At 47.6% G+C, this 14,820-nt stretch carries 16 protein-coding genes; 8 read left to right on the top strand and 8 right to left on the bottom strand.

Annotated features, from left to right (window positions below):
* The first annotated feature begins 69 nt into the window (after nucleotides 1-69).
* Together BUB18_RS09550 and BUB18_RS09545 are read left to right on the top strand one after the other, a co-directional pair.
* Nucleotides 70-807: a hypothetical protein gene (locus BUB18_RS09550; RefSeq protein WP_073080196.1), complete on the top strand. Its 738-nt coding sequence runs from the start codon at nucleotides 70-72 to the stop codon at nucleotides 805-807.
* 127 nt (nucleotides 808-934) lie between these two features.
* Nucleotides 935-1,723: an alpha/beta fold hydrolase gene (locus BUB18_RS09545; protein WP_073080478.1), complete on the top strand. Its 789-nt coding sequence runs from the start codon at nucleotides 935-937 to the stop codon at nucleotides 1,721-1,723.
* Here BUB18_RS09545 and BUB18_RS09540 read toward each other — a convergent pair.
* The 5 genes from BUB18_RS09540 to BUB18_RS09520 all read right to left on the bottom strand — a co-directional run bounded on the left by BUB18_RS09540 (nucleotide 1,720) and on the right by BUB18_RS09520 (nucleotide 8,106).
* A complete protein-coding gene (locus BUB18_RS09540; protein ID WP_073080194.1) occupies nucleotides 1,720-2,592 on the bottom strand; it encodes a hypothetical protein in 873 nt (290 codons plus the stop codon). The two genes, BUB18_RS09545 and BUB18_RS09540, sit on opposite strands and share 4 nt — an antisense overlap.
* An 11-nt stretch (nucleotides 2,593-2,603) precedes the next feature.
* The gene (locus BUB18_RS09535) at nucleotides 2,604-3,314 is read right to left on the bottom strand and encodes a Crp/Fnr family transcriptional regulator (RefSeq protein ID WP_073080193.1); all 711 of its coding nucleotides are present in this window, start codon (nucleotides 3,312-3,314) and stop codon (nucleotides 2,604-2,606) included.
* A gap of 189 nt (nucleotides 3,315-3,503) precedes the next feature.
* Nucleotides 3,504-6,257, bottom strand: coding sequence for a hypothetical protein (locus BUB18_RS09530; protein WP_073080191.1), 2,754 nt, complete (start codon nucleotides 6,255-6,257; stop codon nucleotides 3,504-3,506).
* Nucleotides 6,258-6,363: 106 nt separating this feature from the next.
* Entirely contained in the window at nucleotides 6,364-6,900 is a 537-nt protein-coding gene (locus BUB18_RS09525; protein WP_073080189.1) for a hypothetical protein, read from the bottom strand.
* 342 nt (nucleotides 6,901-7,242) lie between these two features.
* Nucleotides 7,243-8,106: an AraC family transcriptional regulator gene (locus BUB18_RS09520; RefSeq protein WP_073080187.1), complete on the bottom strand. Its 864-nt coding sequence runs from the start codon at nucleotides 8,104-8,106 to the stop codon at nucleotides 7,243-7,245.
* Between the two features lie 91 nt (nucleotides 8,107-8,197).
* On the opposite strand from BUB18_RS09520, the gene BUB18_RS09515 reads away from it, so the two are divergent.
* The 5 genes from BUB18_RS09515 to BUB18_RS09495 all read left to right on the top strand — a co-directional run bounded on the left by BUB18_RS09515 (nucleotide 8,198) and on the right by BUB18_RS09495 (nucleotide 11,922).
* On the top strand, nucleotides 8,198-9,304 hold the full coding sequence (locus tag BUB18_RS09515; protein ID WP_073080185.1) for an alkene reductase: 1,107 nt from the start codon (nucleotides 8,198-8,200) through the stop codon (nucleotides 9,302-9,304).
* A gap of 137 nt (nucleotides 9,305-9,441) precedes the next feature.
* Nucleotides 9,442-10,191 carry a hypothetical protein gene (locus BUB18_RS09510; protein WP_143159886.1) on the top strand — a complete coding sequence of 250 codons (750 nt, stop codon included), beginning with the start codon at nucleotides 9,442-9,444 and terminating at the stop codon, nucleotides 10,189-10,191.
* Nucleotides 10,192-10,291: 100 nt separating this feature from the next.
* A complete protein-coding gene (locus BUB18_RS09505) occupies nucleotides 10,292-10,912 on the top strand; it encodes an NAD(P)H-dependent oxidoreductase (protein ID WP_073080182.1) in 621 nt (206 codons plus the stop codon).
* 12 nt (nucleotides 10,913-10,924) lie between these two features.
* Entirely contained in the window at nucleotides 10,925-11,215 is a 291-nt protein-coding gene (locus BUB18_RS09500; RefSeq protein WP_073080180.1) for a putative quinol monooxygenase, read from the top strand.
* A 125-nt stretch (nucleotides 11,216-11,340) separates the two neighbouring features.
* Nucleotides 11,341-11,922 (top strand): hypothetical protein, encoded by a 582-nt coding sequence (locus BUB18_RS09495; protein ID WP_073080178.1) that lies wholly within the window; start codon nucleotides 11,341-11,343, stop codon nucleotides 11,920-11,922.
* A gap of 3 nt (nucleotides 11,923-11,925) precedes the next feature.
* Here BUB18_RS09495 and BUB18_RS09490 read toward each other — a convergent pair whose 3' ends face one another.
* Entirely contained in the window at nucleotides 11,926-12,663 is a 738-nt protein-coding gene (locus tag BUB18_RS09490; protein WP_073080176.1) for a DUF72 domain-containing protein, read from the bottom strand.
* A gap of 40 nt (nucleotides 12,664-12,703) precedes the next feature.
* Complete coding sequence (locus BUB18_RS09485) at nucleotides 12,704-13,405, bottom strand: DUF6348 family protein (protein WP_073080174.1); 702 nt, start codon at nucleotides 13,403-13,405, stop codon at nucleotides 12,704-12,706.
* A gap of 150 nt (nucleotides 13,406-13,555) precedes the next feature.
* Between BUB18_RS09485 and BUB18_RS09480 the strand changes: the two genes are divergently transcribed.
* Entirely contained in the window at nucleotides 13,556-14,008 is a 453-nt protein-coding gene (locus BUB18_RS09480; protein WP_073080172.1) for an SRPBCC domain-containing protein, read from the top strand.
* Nucleotides 14,009-14,014: 6 nt separating this feature from the next.
* Here BUB18_RS09480 and BUB18_RS09475 read toward each other — a convergent pair whose 3' ends face one another.
* Nucleotides 14,015-14,776, bottom strand: coding sequence for a ThuA domain-containing protein (locus BUB18_RS09475; protein WP_073080168.1), 762 nt, complete (start codon nucleotides 14,774-14,776; stop codon nucleotides 14,015-14,017).
* Nucleotides 14,777-14,820: the final 44 nt, after the last annotated feature.

Raw genomic sequence — 14,820 nt, 5'->3', positions numbered from 1 at the left:
AAAAGCATTCCATGCTGACGTAACCTATTTTTTATCACCAAAGCGCAGTACCTGATAAATTGATTGCTCATGAACCGACTCCATTATTGCTTAGTTAGCTTATTTGCTGTAGCGTTGTTTGCCTGCTCAAACGATCCGGAAGTAAAACCCATCATCCCCATCTCCGCCTACAACGTGAGTGTTTGGGCCGGGAAAGATACTAGTCTGACCATCCTGGATACCGCGGTCACAGGCCTTAAGCTCACCAATTCGAACGAAACGCTGGCCACCGCGAAACTGGAAGGCCGCAAAATTCTGATCAGTGGTTTAATAGAGGGAGCGGTGACGCTTACCCTCAGTGCCGTTGGTGATGAACGCCAGGGAGGCGTAACCGTAAAGGTACTCGGATTACAGGGAGGTGGCGGCTGGCGCCGGGTGGACAGAAATGACAAATTTCCACTAACCATTACTGTGCAGGCTACCGATGCGGCCTTCGCGGAACAGTTGAAAAAGCAGTTGACAGACGAAGTCCTGGGCAAGGTGACGGAAGGACCTGCTTACCTGGTTTTCAACGGTACCTCCAGTGGTAAGTTTATGGAAGCCCGTGGGTCAAAGCCAACCCGGGAAGGGAATTTTACTTTCCAGCAGCTTAAACTGACACTCAACCCTGGCACCACTCCTGAACTATACACCATAGTTCCGCAGTCACCTACCACCATTAAGATGGTGCGTGACAGAACAGCCGAATTCATAGCAGCCAATCCCGATAAGGGCATCCAGCTGGTGAAAATCGAATCCTTCTGGGGTAAAATCAGCACACCAGGTTGATTGTCGTAATCCTCCAAAATATTGTCGCATTGGCACCGCATCAATTTTGCGGTGCTTTTTTATTTTTGGGAAAAGCAACAGGATGCGACTATTATCTTTTTTGCTGATGTTGATTAATCCAATTGTTATGCAAGCACAACTTACACCAGGGGCGCATTATGCCGATGTAAACGGACTTCATTTGTATTACGAGATACACGGCCAGGGGCAGCCGCTGGTATTGCTTCATGGTGGTGGTTCCACGATCGAAACTACCTACGGGCGCGTATTGCCCGATCTGGCAAAAGATTTCCTGGTGATAGCAGTGGAGTTGCAGGCGCATGGGCATACAAAAGACATAGACCGGCCTTTGTCGTTTCAGCAGGATGCGGATGATGTAGCGGAATTGCTGCGTCAATTAAACGTTTCCCGGGCCGATTTCATGGGTTTCAGCAATGGTGGTACCACCTGCCTGCAAATCGCGATCCGTCACCCGAAACTGGTGCGGAAGCTGGTTTTAATGTCTGCCAGTTATAAGTTATCAGGGCACATACCTGGCTTCTTCGATGGATTTGATGGTGTTACAGTGAAGGATTTGCCGGCACCGCTGGCCGAAGGTTTTCTCAAAGCCAACCCGGATGCGGCGGGCCTGCAAGCAATGTTTGAGCGGGATGTAGCCAGAATGAAAGCCTACACCGATATACCGGACACGGATATACGAAATATTACTGCGCCGGCGTTGGTGATCAATGGTAATCAGGATGTGATCACAATCGATCATGCGTTGGAGTTGTCACGTACTTTACAGCATGGCCAACTGGCTATCCTGCCGGGAGTGCATGGGGCTTACATTGGTGAAATCTGCACGCCTGTTCCGGATAGCCAGCTACCATTACTGTCGGTCGCTATGGTTAAAGAATTTTTAGGTTCCCGCTAAAACTCTATATTTTCCTGCACGGCAGCCAGCGGGATGTCGCTGCCGGCATCTACCACGCCAATGATGGAATACTTGCCTTTGGGCAGTGTTTCCGGGATATGGAAGCTGAGTACGCGCTTCTGTCCGGGGAACATTGGAAATTGTGGGAAATCTACCTTCGTTCTTTCATTGGTAGATGTATTGGACAATTCCAGGTAGCTGTTTACTTCTATCTGCATTTTCCCGGTGTTTTCACACACCAGGTTGCAGGTGCGCGCGCTGTCGGTAGGTAGCTTGAAATCCAGTATCTGTACATCTCTTTCGGTGAAGGAAGGAGGGGTTTGATATAGATGTATGCCCACGCGCATGCGGTTATGCACTTTTGTTTTCATGCCTTTGGCATCTTCCACAATCTGTTCCTGTGTGGTTTCAAGAAACAGCATGGCCCACTTCATTTCCGCCATGGCGGCGGTATCCAGGGGCGCCACTATTTTTACCGGGAGCTCAATGGTTTCACCGGGTTCTACTTCCACGAAGGTTTTATCTACGCTTACCCATTTGGCGCAGCTGTGATGCGTGCTGCCGGGAGGGGAGTAGATGTGTGCCCCTACGGTGTCCCGGTCAAAGTCGTTGATGTAAATAGTAAACTGTTTTTTAACCGGGAGCTTGTTAGTAATAATTACCTTGCCCATGGAAGTTTGACCATTAGCCAGCCTGAATTCAATGGTGGCAGGCCGGATCAGCAGTCCGCCTGTTGGGGCAGTGGCTTGTCCTTTTGCTTTTGGGGCAGTCGTGTCTGTTTTGGGCGCCTGGGTCTCAGTTTTATTGGCCTGGCCCATTGCCAGTAGCTGAACGCTGATGAGTATATACAGCAACAATCCTTTTTTCATTTGATGGGGTATTATTCGTTACCTGATCTGATGTCGTCGTTATAGATAATCCTTTCCAGTTTATGGATGTCGTAGATGACGATCTTACCATCCTGGATCTGGATGATGTGTTCATCCCGGAGGTCGCTCAGGGTGCGGATCAGCGACTCCTTAGCCACACCTGCGATGGCAGCCAGGTTGCATCTGCTGATGTTGAGTGAAAATTCTTCCTCTCCGGTAGGATTATACTTTTGGTAGGTAAACAGCAATGCTTCTCCTACTTTTTTACGGAGCGAGCTATACGCCATCCGCAGCATCTGTTCCTGCTTATCGGCGATATTACGGGTGAGTATCCGCACGATGTCCAGCAGGAAAGCGGTGTTGTACTGAAACAGGAAGCTGAGGTCTTCCCTGGAAATGAATACCAGTTCTGCTTCTTCAATTACTTCGGCCGTTTCGCGATACCGGCCGCCTTCCATCAGTGCCTGGAAACCGATGAAGTCTCCTTCATGGTACAGGCCAGTGATCAGCTCTTTGCCATCTTCGTTCCATTTGCTGGTTTTTACTTTCCCTTTCAGCACGTAAAAAATGGAAGTGGCGGACTTGCCTTCATTGTAGACGATCCGCTTCTTCTTAAGATGCATCAGATTACCTTCTTCAATCTGCATCCGCAGCAGCTCATCGATCGTTGATACTGGATTGATAGGAGTGTCTGCCTCGTCTGAAATCATTACCTTTTTCATCTTAGAATAATTAGAATAGTTATGGCGTACAAAAGTTTGCTGTTAAATGGCTATTCAACAACATGGGGATATGGTCGCAATTTTAGAACGGAATACTGTGGGGTTCGCGCAAGGTGCCATTATAGCTACCTTTTGGGGTTTAATTCACATGGTTTCGATAAAATAATAGTCTGGTCTCCGATTACATATTTATTGTTGTTTTGGTTTAAAAAATCTGATTTCCCGGCTCTTGTCTACAATCTCGAAATTTACGGTTGCATCTGTCTGAAAAGTAAGATCTACAGGATAGGCCATTACCTTAGGCCTGATCTTATCCGAAAAAGCTTCCGGGTTTAGCGACACAATATATTTTCCTGCGGGTACATTGATAAAGTAGGCACCTTTTGTATCCGTAAGGGTGCTAAAGCTTATACCTGCGCTGTCGGTCGCAATCACCTTTATGTTCTCCAGCCTTACATTGGAAGCGGTAATGGAATCGGTTCTGATATTGAGGAACCCTGCGATGACACTACTCTTCTTAAAGGGTAAGGTTAGATTCATGTCTTTCATCACGGTGATGGTCTGCGAAAGACCACCTGCCGGGATAATACCTTTTTCTGCATTAACAGCTCTGAACTGCAATTTGTAATTGTCCGGTTCTATATGCTTATAGCTGATCAGCCCATTGGCATCAGAGATAAATGCTATATCATTTATGCTGACTTCAAGGTTGCGTATAGGGCGTTCTCCGGGGTCTTTAATTCCATTACCGTTAACATCATAAAACGGAAAAAGGTTTAATGTATAATACCTGCGTTGATAGAATATCGGTACATTAAATCTTTTACGCACATTCAGGCTTACATACTGCTGGTTTAACCCGTTGGGAGCCTCGCTGTTGGTGGTTCCCAGCGGAATGTTAGCCATCAGGTTTATATCAAGTCCGTTGTGGAAATTATGATAAGTAATGTTAGTGCCCAGCATATTATTAATGCTGTTGTCGTATAAGGATTTCGACAAGTTGTAAAACAGGTTCACACGTAGGCGTTTCAGGGTGGTGAAATTCACGAAAGGCCCGGCCAGTATGGTTCGCTGGTAGTTTACAAAGTTCTTGTCGACAGACCTGTCAAACATCGGGGTTTGCACATAGTACCCTTTTAAACCTACAATTTTATAGGTACCCACCAGAGAGGTAGTGTTGAGAAATACCGGCTTTTTTTCCCTTCCATAGGAAGGATCGTAGCCATTGATGGTGTTTAAAAAGATGCTGCCTGTTTTACCGAATTTTTGCTGGTATACCAGTTCAGCAAAGGCGTATTCCGGAAGGGTATTGTTGATGCTACCTTCCTGGCGCAGTTTACCCACGCTAAGTGCCGTGTTGCCGTTATTGATATAGTAGCCGTAGGTAAGGCCGTATTTGGTGAAGTTGTATTTCAGGTCATCCGTGTTGTAAATGGTATCGCGCAGTGTGGTAACACCGGATTGGTTGAACTGGTAGAATGCGCCGATGCCGCTTTTTCCGAGCTTCCAGGTGAGGTTGTGGGATTGTATGCGGAGGCCTTTGGTGAGGCCGGGATAGGCATCACTGTTGTATTGCATCTGGCTTACAAAACCCAGTCTTTTGCCACCTGCCGTAAATGTATAACCGCCGGAGAAACCAATCTTATCGGCAGGGTCATACGGACGCCGGTCAAATGTAAAGTCTTTACCCACGCCTGCATTTATTGCCAGGGAGACATTTTCCTTCTTGAGCAGCAGCGCCTCGTTACTGAATAAAATGCTATTGTAGCGGGTGCCCGTATCATGGTTGGCCGAGATGGCCTGGGTCATTTGTACCTTTTTGATGTTGTACTGGGCGCTCACAGTTGCATTATCATTGGTGAAACCCGGTATGTTGTTATGGATGGATGCACCTGCTGAAATGACCGTGCCTGGCCGGGGTTTATAGGTAATCCGTGCTCCGGTGCCGTAGGTATAAAAATATTTAATATCGTTCATCAGTCCGCCGTAGAGCGTCCATTCGGGGGTGATGTATTCCACCCCAAATACGTTTCGCTCCAGCGTGTTGCCCATACCGTATTGTTTGGTGCGATAAAAGAAGTTGAGGTTACGCTCGTTGGACATGGCTACTTCGCCGCGTACGCCCATGTAATAATTGAACTGATCGCCCCATTTAATGAAACCTGCTTCCACGGTGAAGGGAAAGGTATTGTAGGGAGATGGATGTGCTTTTAGCTCGCTCTGGATGCGTTCCAGATTGACCACATTCATATAGCTGGTACCGGAGGTGTCTTCCACGGTAACGGCTATTTTCTCACTCTGTAGGCGGTTCCATTGATTTTCGGTAATCCGGATCTGGTAAGTAAATACAGTATCCATACCTGGTCTAAGTTTCAGTTTCAGTTGATGGTTCAGATCAAGGGCATTGTCTTTAAACTCCGTTGTGTAGACGCCATCCACGGTGCCGTAGTTCCTGATTTTAGTAGTAATATTAACTAACCGTTCGTCGCCTTTAAGTTGTACTAATTGTGTAAGCGGGGTTACTGCGAATGCGCTGACAGGATCTGCTTTAACATGATAAGTAATGATTTGCTCTACACCTGACTGCTCCCTGATACGTACCGCAACCGGCATCCATTTGGCAGGGGAGTTCTGTTGTTTCATGACAATTACCGGAATTATCTGCGATTCATTCGGGCCAAGCTTTTTCTTCACTTCCCTGGCTGGTGCCAGAAGCCTCCAGCAGTCGGGTACCTGAATAGATACGGAGAAATCGACATCCCGGTTTTCTTTATTTGTTATCGTAAAGTTATTGTATAGAAACTGCACATCCTTTTCTGCCGCCAGTGAGTCTTTATGCTGAATGGATAAGGTATTCCCGTTCTGCGCAACCAGCTTTGTGCAGGTGATATTGCAGCTGATGAGCAGCGCAATACGCAGGGACCGGGGTAACCAGTATTTCATAAAGTATCAGCGGGTTGGGGGTGGGTATCGAATATGACAATTGAATATAGCTATAAAGCAGGCAAGCCTTTCCCGGGGAAAAGGCTTACCTGCACCTGAGACGGAATTATAACTGTGTTGCTGTTAAAACTACGTCAAGACCGTACAGACCGCCTCCGTAAGACCATCCTGGGTCTGCTTTGAAGCGTACGCTGAATTGTTTGTTTGCACCTGCAGTACCACCACTGATCAGGGGAGCATTAGAAGTGCTCAATGCGGTAAAGGAAGGGGCATTGTTAGTTCCACCAGTACTGTTTGCACTGCAGCGATATTTTAAAATGCTGCATGGCATGTTAGGATTGGTAGGGCTCAGTGGGTTGAAATAAGAGAAAGTTGCAGAAGCAGCTTTGATAGTGACGTTAAAGTTACGGTTAGAGTAAACAGAGAAGTCACTGGTAGGATTGCCCCAAATGTCAACCAGGTCTTCACCGTTGGTGTAATCTGAAGCAGAGTTAAAGATAGCACCCATACCATCCACAGGTGGATTAATCTGGATAATGTTAGTCAGTACTAAACCAACGTGAACGGTGGAGTGGTCTGAAGCTTGAGCAAAACAGCTCATTGAGGCCAGCGCAATAGCAGCCGATAAGAACAACGCTTTCATTTTTTTGGGTTTTAAGTTCTGAGGTAAAAAACAAACCAGCAACTGAATAGTTAGTAATTTTCATTGCGGTTTACGATCACAATATTAGAGCGTTTATTTTATCAGATTGATGACCGTCATCACCTTTTCTAAATTTTTGTTAAAAATCCACAGGGTTAACAAATTGTTATTGCTAAACCCCTTTGCTGTAAAGGATTTGAGCCCATTGTTACTGAATGGTTAATGATGAAGTTTTTTTGTAAAAACAAAAAATAGGGTGAAAACACGGGTGGCTATGCGTGTTTATACGGGTGAGATTTTATCGCTTCGTATGTACGTTAACGTTAGTTAAATAAAGAAGGCTCAGGAGGGTTGAGCACTTTTTCTGAATGCCGCCGGACTTATCCCGCTATGCCGCCGGAACTGGCGACCAAGATGGCTTTCATCATTAAACCCCAGTTCATCGGCAATCTGCCCGATCGTTAGATTGCTGTGTAATAACCGATGTTGCACCATCCGGATCTTATGTTGCGTAATGTAATTTTGTAAACTTTCACCGGTGTACTTCCGAAAGTACTCGCCCACATAGTTGGCGGATAAATTAAAAGTACTGGCGAGATGATCCACACGCAGCTTTTCACTGTTGCCAATATGCTTCCTTATATATAATAACATCCGGCTGATAATCGGCTCTTCGCCGTTAGGGCATACCTTAGCATTGGCATTACCAGCCACATTACGCATCAGGATGTTCAGCATCAGCGTTACCAGGTGCTGTAAATTCTCTTCGTGGTAGTCACGCTGCAGATCATGTTCTGTAATGAGCTGTTGAATAAGTGTAGCCATCATGCCACAATCACCCTGATGGGTGATTTGTACTGCTTCAAAACGATTATGATGAAAAAATATATGCTCCAGCTGCTGCAGCCATTGACTGGTTCTCTCCTTGTCAGCAGGGGATTTGCTGTTATGCAGAAAGACTTCCGAAAACCGTATACTGCATAGCCGGGTAGGGGTGTCGCTTTCAAAACCCCGGCAATCAAGTGGCGTATATAAAAAGATATGTCCTTTCGCGTATGGATACCTGTTCAGGTTTAGGGTACGTACCCCCGTTCCTTCCATTACCTGTACCAGTTCAAAAAAATGATGCACCAGTGGGCGCTCATTCCAATGTTCCAGATCCGAAACGTATAATTCAAATGGCCGGTGTAATGCTTTATGTTCCATAACCTGCAAATTTACAAAACAAACCTTTTTTTGTACCTGTTTCTGCGTAACGGGCCCGGCTACCTTTGTTGCACACAAATCGAAGCAAAGTATGGAACAACAATTACTGGCGCCGCTGACCTATAAGGATCATTCCTTCCGCAACAGAATCGTTATGGCGCCCATGAGCCGCCGCCGGGCAGATGATGCCATGCCCAGTAAAAATATGGGTATCTACTATGCCCAGCGCGCCGGCGCCGGACTAATTATAGCAGAAAATACCGCAGTAGCTCCCAACGGTGTAGGGTACCTGAAAATTCCAGGCATATATAATGATGCACAACAGGCCGCCTGGAAAAACATCACGGACCAGGTGCATGCGCAGGGAGGTAAAATATTCCTGCAGCTGGTTCATACGGGTAGAATCGGGCATCCCGCCAACCAGCAGCAGCTGCCCACAGTAAGTCCATCGGCACTGGCGGCCGCAGGCGTCCTGCGTACGCCATCCGCTGAGCAGGTGCCTTTCCCGGTGCCACACGCCCTGAGTACTCTGGAAGCGACTGACCTGGTAGCGGCACACGTGCAGGCGGCACAAAGAGCAATAGCCGCCGGGTTCGACGGGGTAGAAGTGCACGGTGCACATGGTTTTCTCCCTATGCAATTCCTGCACCCGCTTACCAATAACAGAACAGACCAATATGGCGGCTCTATCGAAAACCGAAGCCGCTTTCTCCTGGAAATTGTAAAAGGTATTATGGCTGCGATTGGGCCGGAACGAACCGGCTTGCGATTGTCGCCGTTTTCCGGGCTGAACGACCTGCCACCGTTTGAAGAAGAGCTGGCCACTTACCGGTATCTCGTGGATGAACTGAGTAAAACTGACCTGCTCTATATCCATCTCTCTGATCAGTCCACCAACGGAGAGCCGCCCATTCCCCGCTGGTTCCTGCAAGAGCTGCGCCAGCGTTTCCACAATCTGATCATATTGGCTGGCGGCTTTACGCAGCAAACCGCCGAAGCAATGCTGCAGGACGGCCTGGCCAATCTGATCGCATTCGGCCGGCCCTTTATCTCCAATCCCGACCTGCCGGAAAGGTTCCGCAACGGTTTGCCACTGGCACCTGCGGATGAGGCCACGTTTTATCACGGAGGTGATAAAGGGCTCATCGATTATCCTTCGTACAGCCGTTCCCGTGAGTGTGCCGGGGCCGCCGGCTGACGCCCTTTCGCGTATAAGATCCGTTGCTTATCTTCGTACACTGTAGTGCTTTCAAATACAATGATTTGTTAATATTACAGCAACGGTTTGTCTATATGTCAGACCTGTATTAGATTGAGCAAAATCTCTGGAAACAATTGATTAGAAAGGCTTCGTTAATAATAATCCTGATACTGTGCCGGTTGCTGGCAAACGCCCAACAGGTGCAGATCAGGGGCACTGTGTTTGAACGTACCCAAAGTATGGGGCTGCCGGGAGTAAGCGTGCACTCCACCGGTGGTGGCGGCGCTATCACTGACTCCCTCGGCAGATATACCATCAAGGCAGGCATCAACGATTCCCTCAGCTTTTCCTACCAGGGGAAAGCCACCCAGTTGTTTCCGGTGAAAAATATCAGCCTCGTAAGGCCCTTTGACATGAAGCTCTACGTGGATGTTAAAACGCTGCCTACCGTGGAGGTTTTTGCCAAATCCAGAACGTATAAATCCGATTCGCTCGACAGGCGCCAGGAATACGGCAAGTACTTCGATTTTTCCCCGGAATACCTGACCACCAACCCCAGCGGGGCTACTTTTGGTGGGGCTGGTGTAAACCTGGACGCCCTTTTCAGTATGGGTAAAATCAAGCGCATGCAAAACTTCCGCAAGCTGCTGCTGCGGGAAGAGCAGGAAAAGTTTGTGGACAACCGCTTCAACAAGGCCCTGGTACAAAAAATCACCGGCCTCGAAGGGGATATGCTCACCGGCTATATGGCAGAGTACCGGCCTACGTATGAAATGCTGCTGAGCTTTGAAAATGAGTACGACTACCTGCGGTTTATCAAGGAAACCAGTGAGGACTATGCCAACTGGTGGCGTAAGAATCACTTTAAGCAACCGAAACCATAATGTCTACCTATAATTATTATGATAGACACCTATTAGTTATATTCTTTTTATAATAGAAAGACCCGGGGTACCTTTGTGAAGTAAAACACAAAGAACGAATATGACTAAAGTATTAATAATCAATGGCGGACAAGCATTCGGACACTCCGGAGGCCTTTTTAACCAGACAGTTACCGGCGTAAGCGAAGCATTTTTTAGCAGCCAGCCGGGATATGAAGTGAAAGTGACCCAGGTATCAGAGGCATATGATCCCGAAGCGGAGGTGGAAAAGTTTGTATGGGCTGATATTATCATCTATCATACTCCAATTTGGTGGTTCCAACTTCCGCACGCATTCAAACAATACCTGGATGAGGTGTTTACCGCCGGACATGCCAAAGGTATCTACAACAGCGACGGCCGGTCTTCAGCGAACCCTGCCATCAACTACGGTACAGGCGGTACCATGCATGGTAAAAAATATATGGTTACCTCCAGTTGGAATGCCCCTGCCACGGCATTTACCCTGCCAGGCGAATTTTTCCAGCAGAAAAGTGTGGATGAAGGCGTATTATTCGGCTTCCATCGCATGAACGCCTTCACGGGTATGACACCACTGAAAAGCTTCCACTTCCACGACGTAGAGAAAAATGCAGACGTGGTACGTCATATGGCGCTTTACCAACAACACCTGACACAAGTATTTGCCTCCCAAAAAGTAACGGAAGCAATCACCCTATAAAACAGACTGGATATGAACATTTACCTGACTGCAATTATTAAAAGCAAACCGGAATTTACCGCAGCTATTAAATCGATCCTGCTCAACATGGTGGAAGAGAGCCGCAGGGAAGCGGCTTGTATTCAGTACGACCTGCATCAGGACAACGACGATGCAAACACCTTCTTCTTCCATGAAGTATGGTCCGGCGCCGAAGGCCTGAACCAGCATAACCAGCAACCCTATATTGTTGCTTTTGGCAGTGCCGCTAAAACCATGCTGGCAGAAACACCGGTTATTTTGAAAGGACATAAGCTGGCCTAATCATATATCTTCAGCTGTGATCATCGGCCCTGGCCGGCCACATGGTGCATCTGCCATCGGCGGATGCACCATGTGGCTTACACAAAAAATGCGTAATATTATCCTTGTAAAATCTTATCCTGAAAATGAAAAGGAATTTGTTATTTACCCTGTTAATGGTTGTTGTTACCCATTTTACCGTTGCTGCGCAAACAGGCGCTAAGGCACCAGTGACGGACGTTACAGTAAGTATCCTCGATTGGGTGAAACTCCTCGATAAAAATCTGGATAAGTTTTCAGGTGCAGAAAAAAATGCGGAACTCTACGATCGTTTTGGATATCTCAACCAGGATCTGACGGACTATATGAAATTCCGCAAACGTTTATCCGACAGTCTTTTCAGAAATAATATTACTCCCGGAAAGAAGGATGAAACGGATCTGCAGATCCTGAAAGAAAAAATGTCGGGCATTATGCAGCGCATGCGTGATGTAACGGATATGACCAATGCAGAATTGCGCCAGCAGGGCGATCGCCTCAACGACAAGTTGTATAACGCACTCTATAGTGATAATCAGGTTTACCTCTCCAATCTGGAGGCCTTTCTGGCGGGGTATGAGGTGAGCAAAAAGGACCTTGCCCTGGATGGCAGTACCTTAACCAATCGTCTCCAGGAAAGCGTAAACATCATTACCACCATGCAGGCCCGTCTGAAACGTAAAATGTAGGGTTTAACCGGCCTTCAGCATTTTCATCAGCTCCTGCGCATTTTCCAGCGCATAGCCACCCACATCATTATTAAAGAATACCCATATCTGCAATCGCTCCCGGTGCCAGCGACGAATATCGTCAGCATAGGCTTTTAATTCCGCATGGTCATAACTGGAATTGTAGGTGCCTCCCTTGCCATGGAAGCGGATGTAAACGGTGCGACTGGTTACCGTTTTAGCCGAAGGCCAGCGCCCGCCGGAATCGGCAATCACCCAGCCGATTTTATAAGCATGCAGCATTTCCATGGCGGCCTCGCTGAGCCAGCTGTCGTGCCGGGCTTCCAACACAAAATCATATTGTTTATAGGTAGATGTCAGCGTAGTGAGGAAGGGTTCCACGACCTCCGGGTTAAATTCCAGGTTGGGCGGTAGCTGAATCAGTACCGGTCCCAGGTATTTAAGATATGGGTCGAATATCTCAAAGAAACGGGGAAGGGTATCCTCCGGGTCGTGGAGGCGTTTGATATGGGTAACATATCTGCTCAGCTTCGGGCAGAAACGGAATTTTTCCGGCGTTTCCATCATCCAGTGTTCCACGGTGCCGGGCTGTGGCAGGTGATAGAAGCTGGTATTGATCTCTACACAGGAAAAATCCGCTGCATAAAAATTCAGGTAATCTTCCGGAGCGAGGTCGTCAGGGTAGTAGATACCTTTCCAATGTTTGTAGCTCCATCCGGATGTGCCGATATGAATAGCCATAGCTTTTTTAGTAGACCTTCGCAAAAGCCATTCCTGAAAGCTACCTTTCCTCAACACCGCAGCGGCGCAGCATTACAAACTGCTTAATAGCTTTGAAAACCTGAGGCGTATCCCAGCTCTCCGGTATTTTGCTGATCTGCTCGTCGCCGGCTTCCCAGTGTACATTATTGAAATTACATTCGTGGATTTTTGTTCCATCATTGTTGATGGCAGTATATACCTTCAGCCAGCAGAATGGTTGCGATTGTTCCGCCAGTTTTTCTTTCAGTTGTTCGTGGAGTTGCAGCAGGATGACTTCATCTTCCGGCTGCTCTTCCCATTCGCCTTGCAGGCCCATATCGCCGGCCTTCACATGCCATTCGTTATCCTGGTCGTCTACCAGGTCCAGGTCGGGATTGTGGGTAGGGTTAAGACTATCCAGTATTGGCGGCAGCACGAGTTGCAGGAAATTATTATTCCCGTTATCGATGCGGTCTTCCAGCGTATCGCCGATGCCGGCCAGGAATTCGATGATGCCTTTCGGGAAATACTCGCGGTGTATCACTACATAAACCAGTTTCATTACGAGTGGGTGCCCATCCGGGGTAGGCTCGTAGTCGGCGGCAATTTCCAGTACATCGTCTACCAGCAGTGTTTCTTCTTCCTTCAGCCAGTTCACCTTGTAATGCTGTTCGAGTAATTTTATTTTCAGTGCTTCCAGTATCTGTACGTATACCGGTTGTTCTTGCTGCGCTTGTGTCATAAAGCAAAGTTGGTTATTTATTAAAGCAAGGTAAACAATAACCGTTGATTTGAAATAACCACAACGGGTACACGTAGTTTCCTGGGTGTGGGGTTTAAATTTTTCATGTCCGGGAGAATGATTAACTTACTAAGATCAAAACTATCGCTTATGAATGAACTGCAGGCAAAGGCCGGCATCCAGGTGTTAAAGCCTATCCAGGAGGTGTTTAACGCCATTGTGGATCCAGAACAAATGAAAAACTATTTTATTTCCGAGAGTACAGGTCCCATGGTGGCCGGCACGGAAGTAACCTGGAAGTTTCCCGAGTTTGATGATCGCTTTCCGGTGCAGATACTGGATATTAAAGCGCCTACCGAAATCCTGTTTCAATGGGAAGGTGCCCCCGGTAATCAGCTGAAGGTGGATATCCGGCTGGAAGAAAGGGAAGGTAATACGGTGGTTAAAATCACCGAAGGCACGATGCCGAACACAGAGGCCGGTTTGCAATGGATGCGTGGCAATTCCGAGGGATGGGCCAATTTTCTTGCCTGCCTGAAGGCCTGGCTGGAATATGGCATACACCTGCGTAAGGGTGCGTTCGATTACATGAAACCGGCCTGATGAAAATTATTTTTTCTCCCCGATAGCCCAGATCAGTGCGTTCGCCAGCAATTTCGTATAGGCGGCATTGTTAAAATGGGAAGGTGAATGACCCATAAAAATATATACATTTCTTGCTTTCATATGCTGGTTGGTCCATACCACCGGATGATCTCCCATTTTCTTATCTGAAGGAGGGTTGTAGCTAGCTTCATTGACCCGTGCCAGCACGTGCACATTCGGTCTCGGGCTTTTATTGTAGGTATACCACTCCTCGTTGCTTACGGTAAAAGCAGCAGGTATGCCTTGCATCACCGGGTGCCGGGTATCTTCCACCGCTACGGTGCCAGTTGCAAAGTTAGCAATGTAATCCTTGAAGCGGATATCACCCATAAAGGAAGAGAACCAGTTCCACATCGGGAAGCCGTCGAACTCACCGAGCAGGGTGGCATGGTGCAGGCCTACCCATCCGCCTTTTCCTTGCCGGATGTAGCTTTCAAAGGCCTTTACAGCCGCATCGGGCCAGGAGTAAGGAGGGTAATCGAGCTGTAGTACCAGCTGATAATGTTGGAGGCTACTGTCGTTGATCACAGCAGCTGTGGTGCTGTAGTCCAGCTGCCAATGGCGGGCAGCGGCAACACTATCGAGCCAGGGCATGGCACGTTTTGAAAATGCAAGGTGGTGGCCACCGTTTTCGTAGAGCACCAGTACTTTTTTGGCGGGGGATTGCGCAAATAGCTGGCCTGCGAGCAGGCAGGCAATCACAATAGTAATAGGCAAGGCTTTCATATCGTATCTGTTGATCGTTTCCGAAAAATAATAAAATATCCCGC

Origin of the sequence: Chitinophaga jiangningensis, assembly GCF_900142605.1 — a bacterium.
GTDB lineage: Bacteria > Bacteroidota > Bacteroidia > Chitinophagales > Chitinophagaceae > Chitinophaga > Chitinophaga jiangningensis.
This window is presented reverse-complemented; position numbering and strand designations above follow the sequence as displayed.

Bases quoted from the DNA above. Each gene is read 5' to 3' on its own strand.
- BUB18_RS09475 (WP_073080168.1), bottom strand. From the start codon at position 14,776: ATGAAAGCCTTGCCTATTACTATTGTGATTGCCTGCCTGCTCGCAGGC.
- BUB18_RS09545 (WP_073080478.1), top strand. From the start codon at position 935: ATGCAAGCACAACTTACACCAGGGGCGCATTATGCCGATGTAAACGGA.
- BUB18_RS09525 (WP_073080189.1), bottom strand. From the start codon at position 6,900: ATGAAAGCGTTGTTCTTATCGGCTGCTATTGCGCTGGCCTCAATGAGC.
- BUB18_RS09500 (WP_073080180.1), top strand. From the start codon at position 10,925: ATGAACATTTACCTGACTGCAATTATTAAAAGCAAACCGGAATTTACC.
- BUB18_RS09505 (WP_073080182.1), top strand. From the start codon at position 10,292: ATGACTAAAGTATTAATAATCAATGGCGGACAAGCATTCGGACACTCC.
- BUB18_RS09550 (WP_073080196.1), top strand. From the start codon at position 70: ATGAACCGACTCCATTATTGCTTAGTTAGCTTATTTGCTGTAGCGTTG.
- BUB18_RS09495 (WP_073080178.1), top strand. From the start codon at position 11,341: ATGAAAAGGAATTTGTTATTTACCCTGTTAATGGTTGTTGTTACCCAT.
- BUB18_RS09480 (WP_073080172.1), top strand. From the start codon at position 13,556: ATGAATGAACTGCAGGCAAAGGCCGGCATCCAGGTGTTAAAGCCTATC.
- BUB18_RS09540 (WP_073080194.1), bottom strand. From the start codon at position 2,592: ATGAAAAAAGGATTGTTGCTGTATATACTCATCAGCGTTCAGCTACTG.
- BUB18_RS09515 (WP_073080185.1), top strand. From the start codon at position 8,198: ATGGAACAACAATTACTGGCGCCGCTGACCTATAAGGATCATTCCTTC.
- BUB18_RS09485 (WP_073080174.1), bottom strand. From the start codon at position 13,405: ATGACACAAGCGCAGCAAGAACAACCGGTATACGTACAGATACTGGAA.
- BUB18_RS09535 (WP_073080193.1), bottom strand. From the start codon at position 3,314: ATGAAAAAGGTAATGATTTCAGACGAGGCAGACACTCCTATCAATCCA.
- BUB18_RS09530 (WP_073080191.1), bottom strand. From the start codon at position 6,257: ATGAAATACTGGTTACCCCGGTCCCTGCGTATTGCGCTGCTCATCAGC.
- BUB18_RS09520 (WP_073080187.1), bottom strand. From the start codon at position 8,106: ATGGAACATAAAGCATTACACCGGCCATTTGAATTATACGTTTCGGAT.
- BUB18_RS09490 (WP_073080176.1), bottom strand. From the start codon at position 12,663: ATGGCTATTCATATCGGCACATCCGGATGGAGCTACAAACATTGGAAA.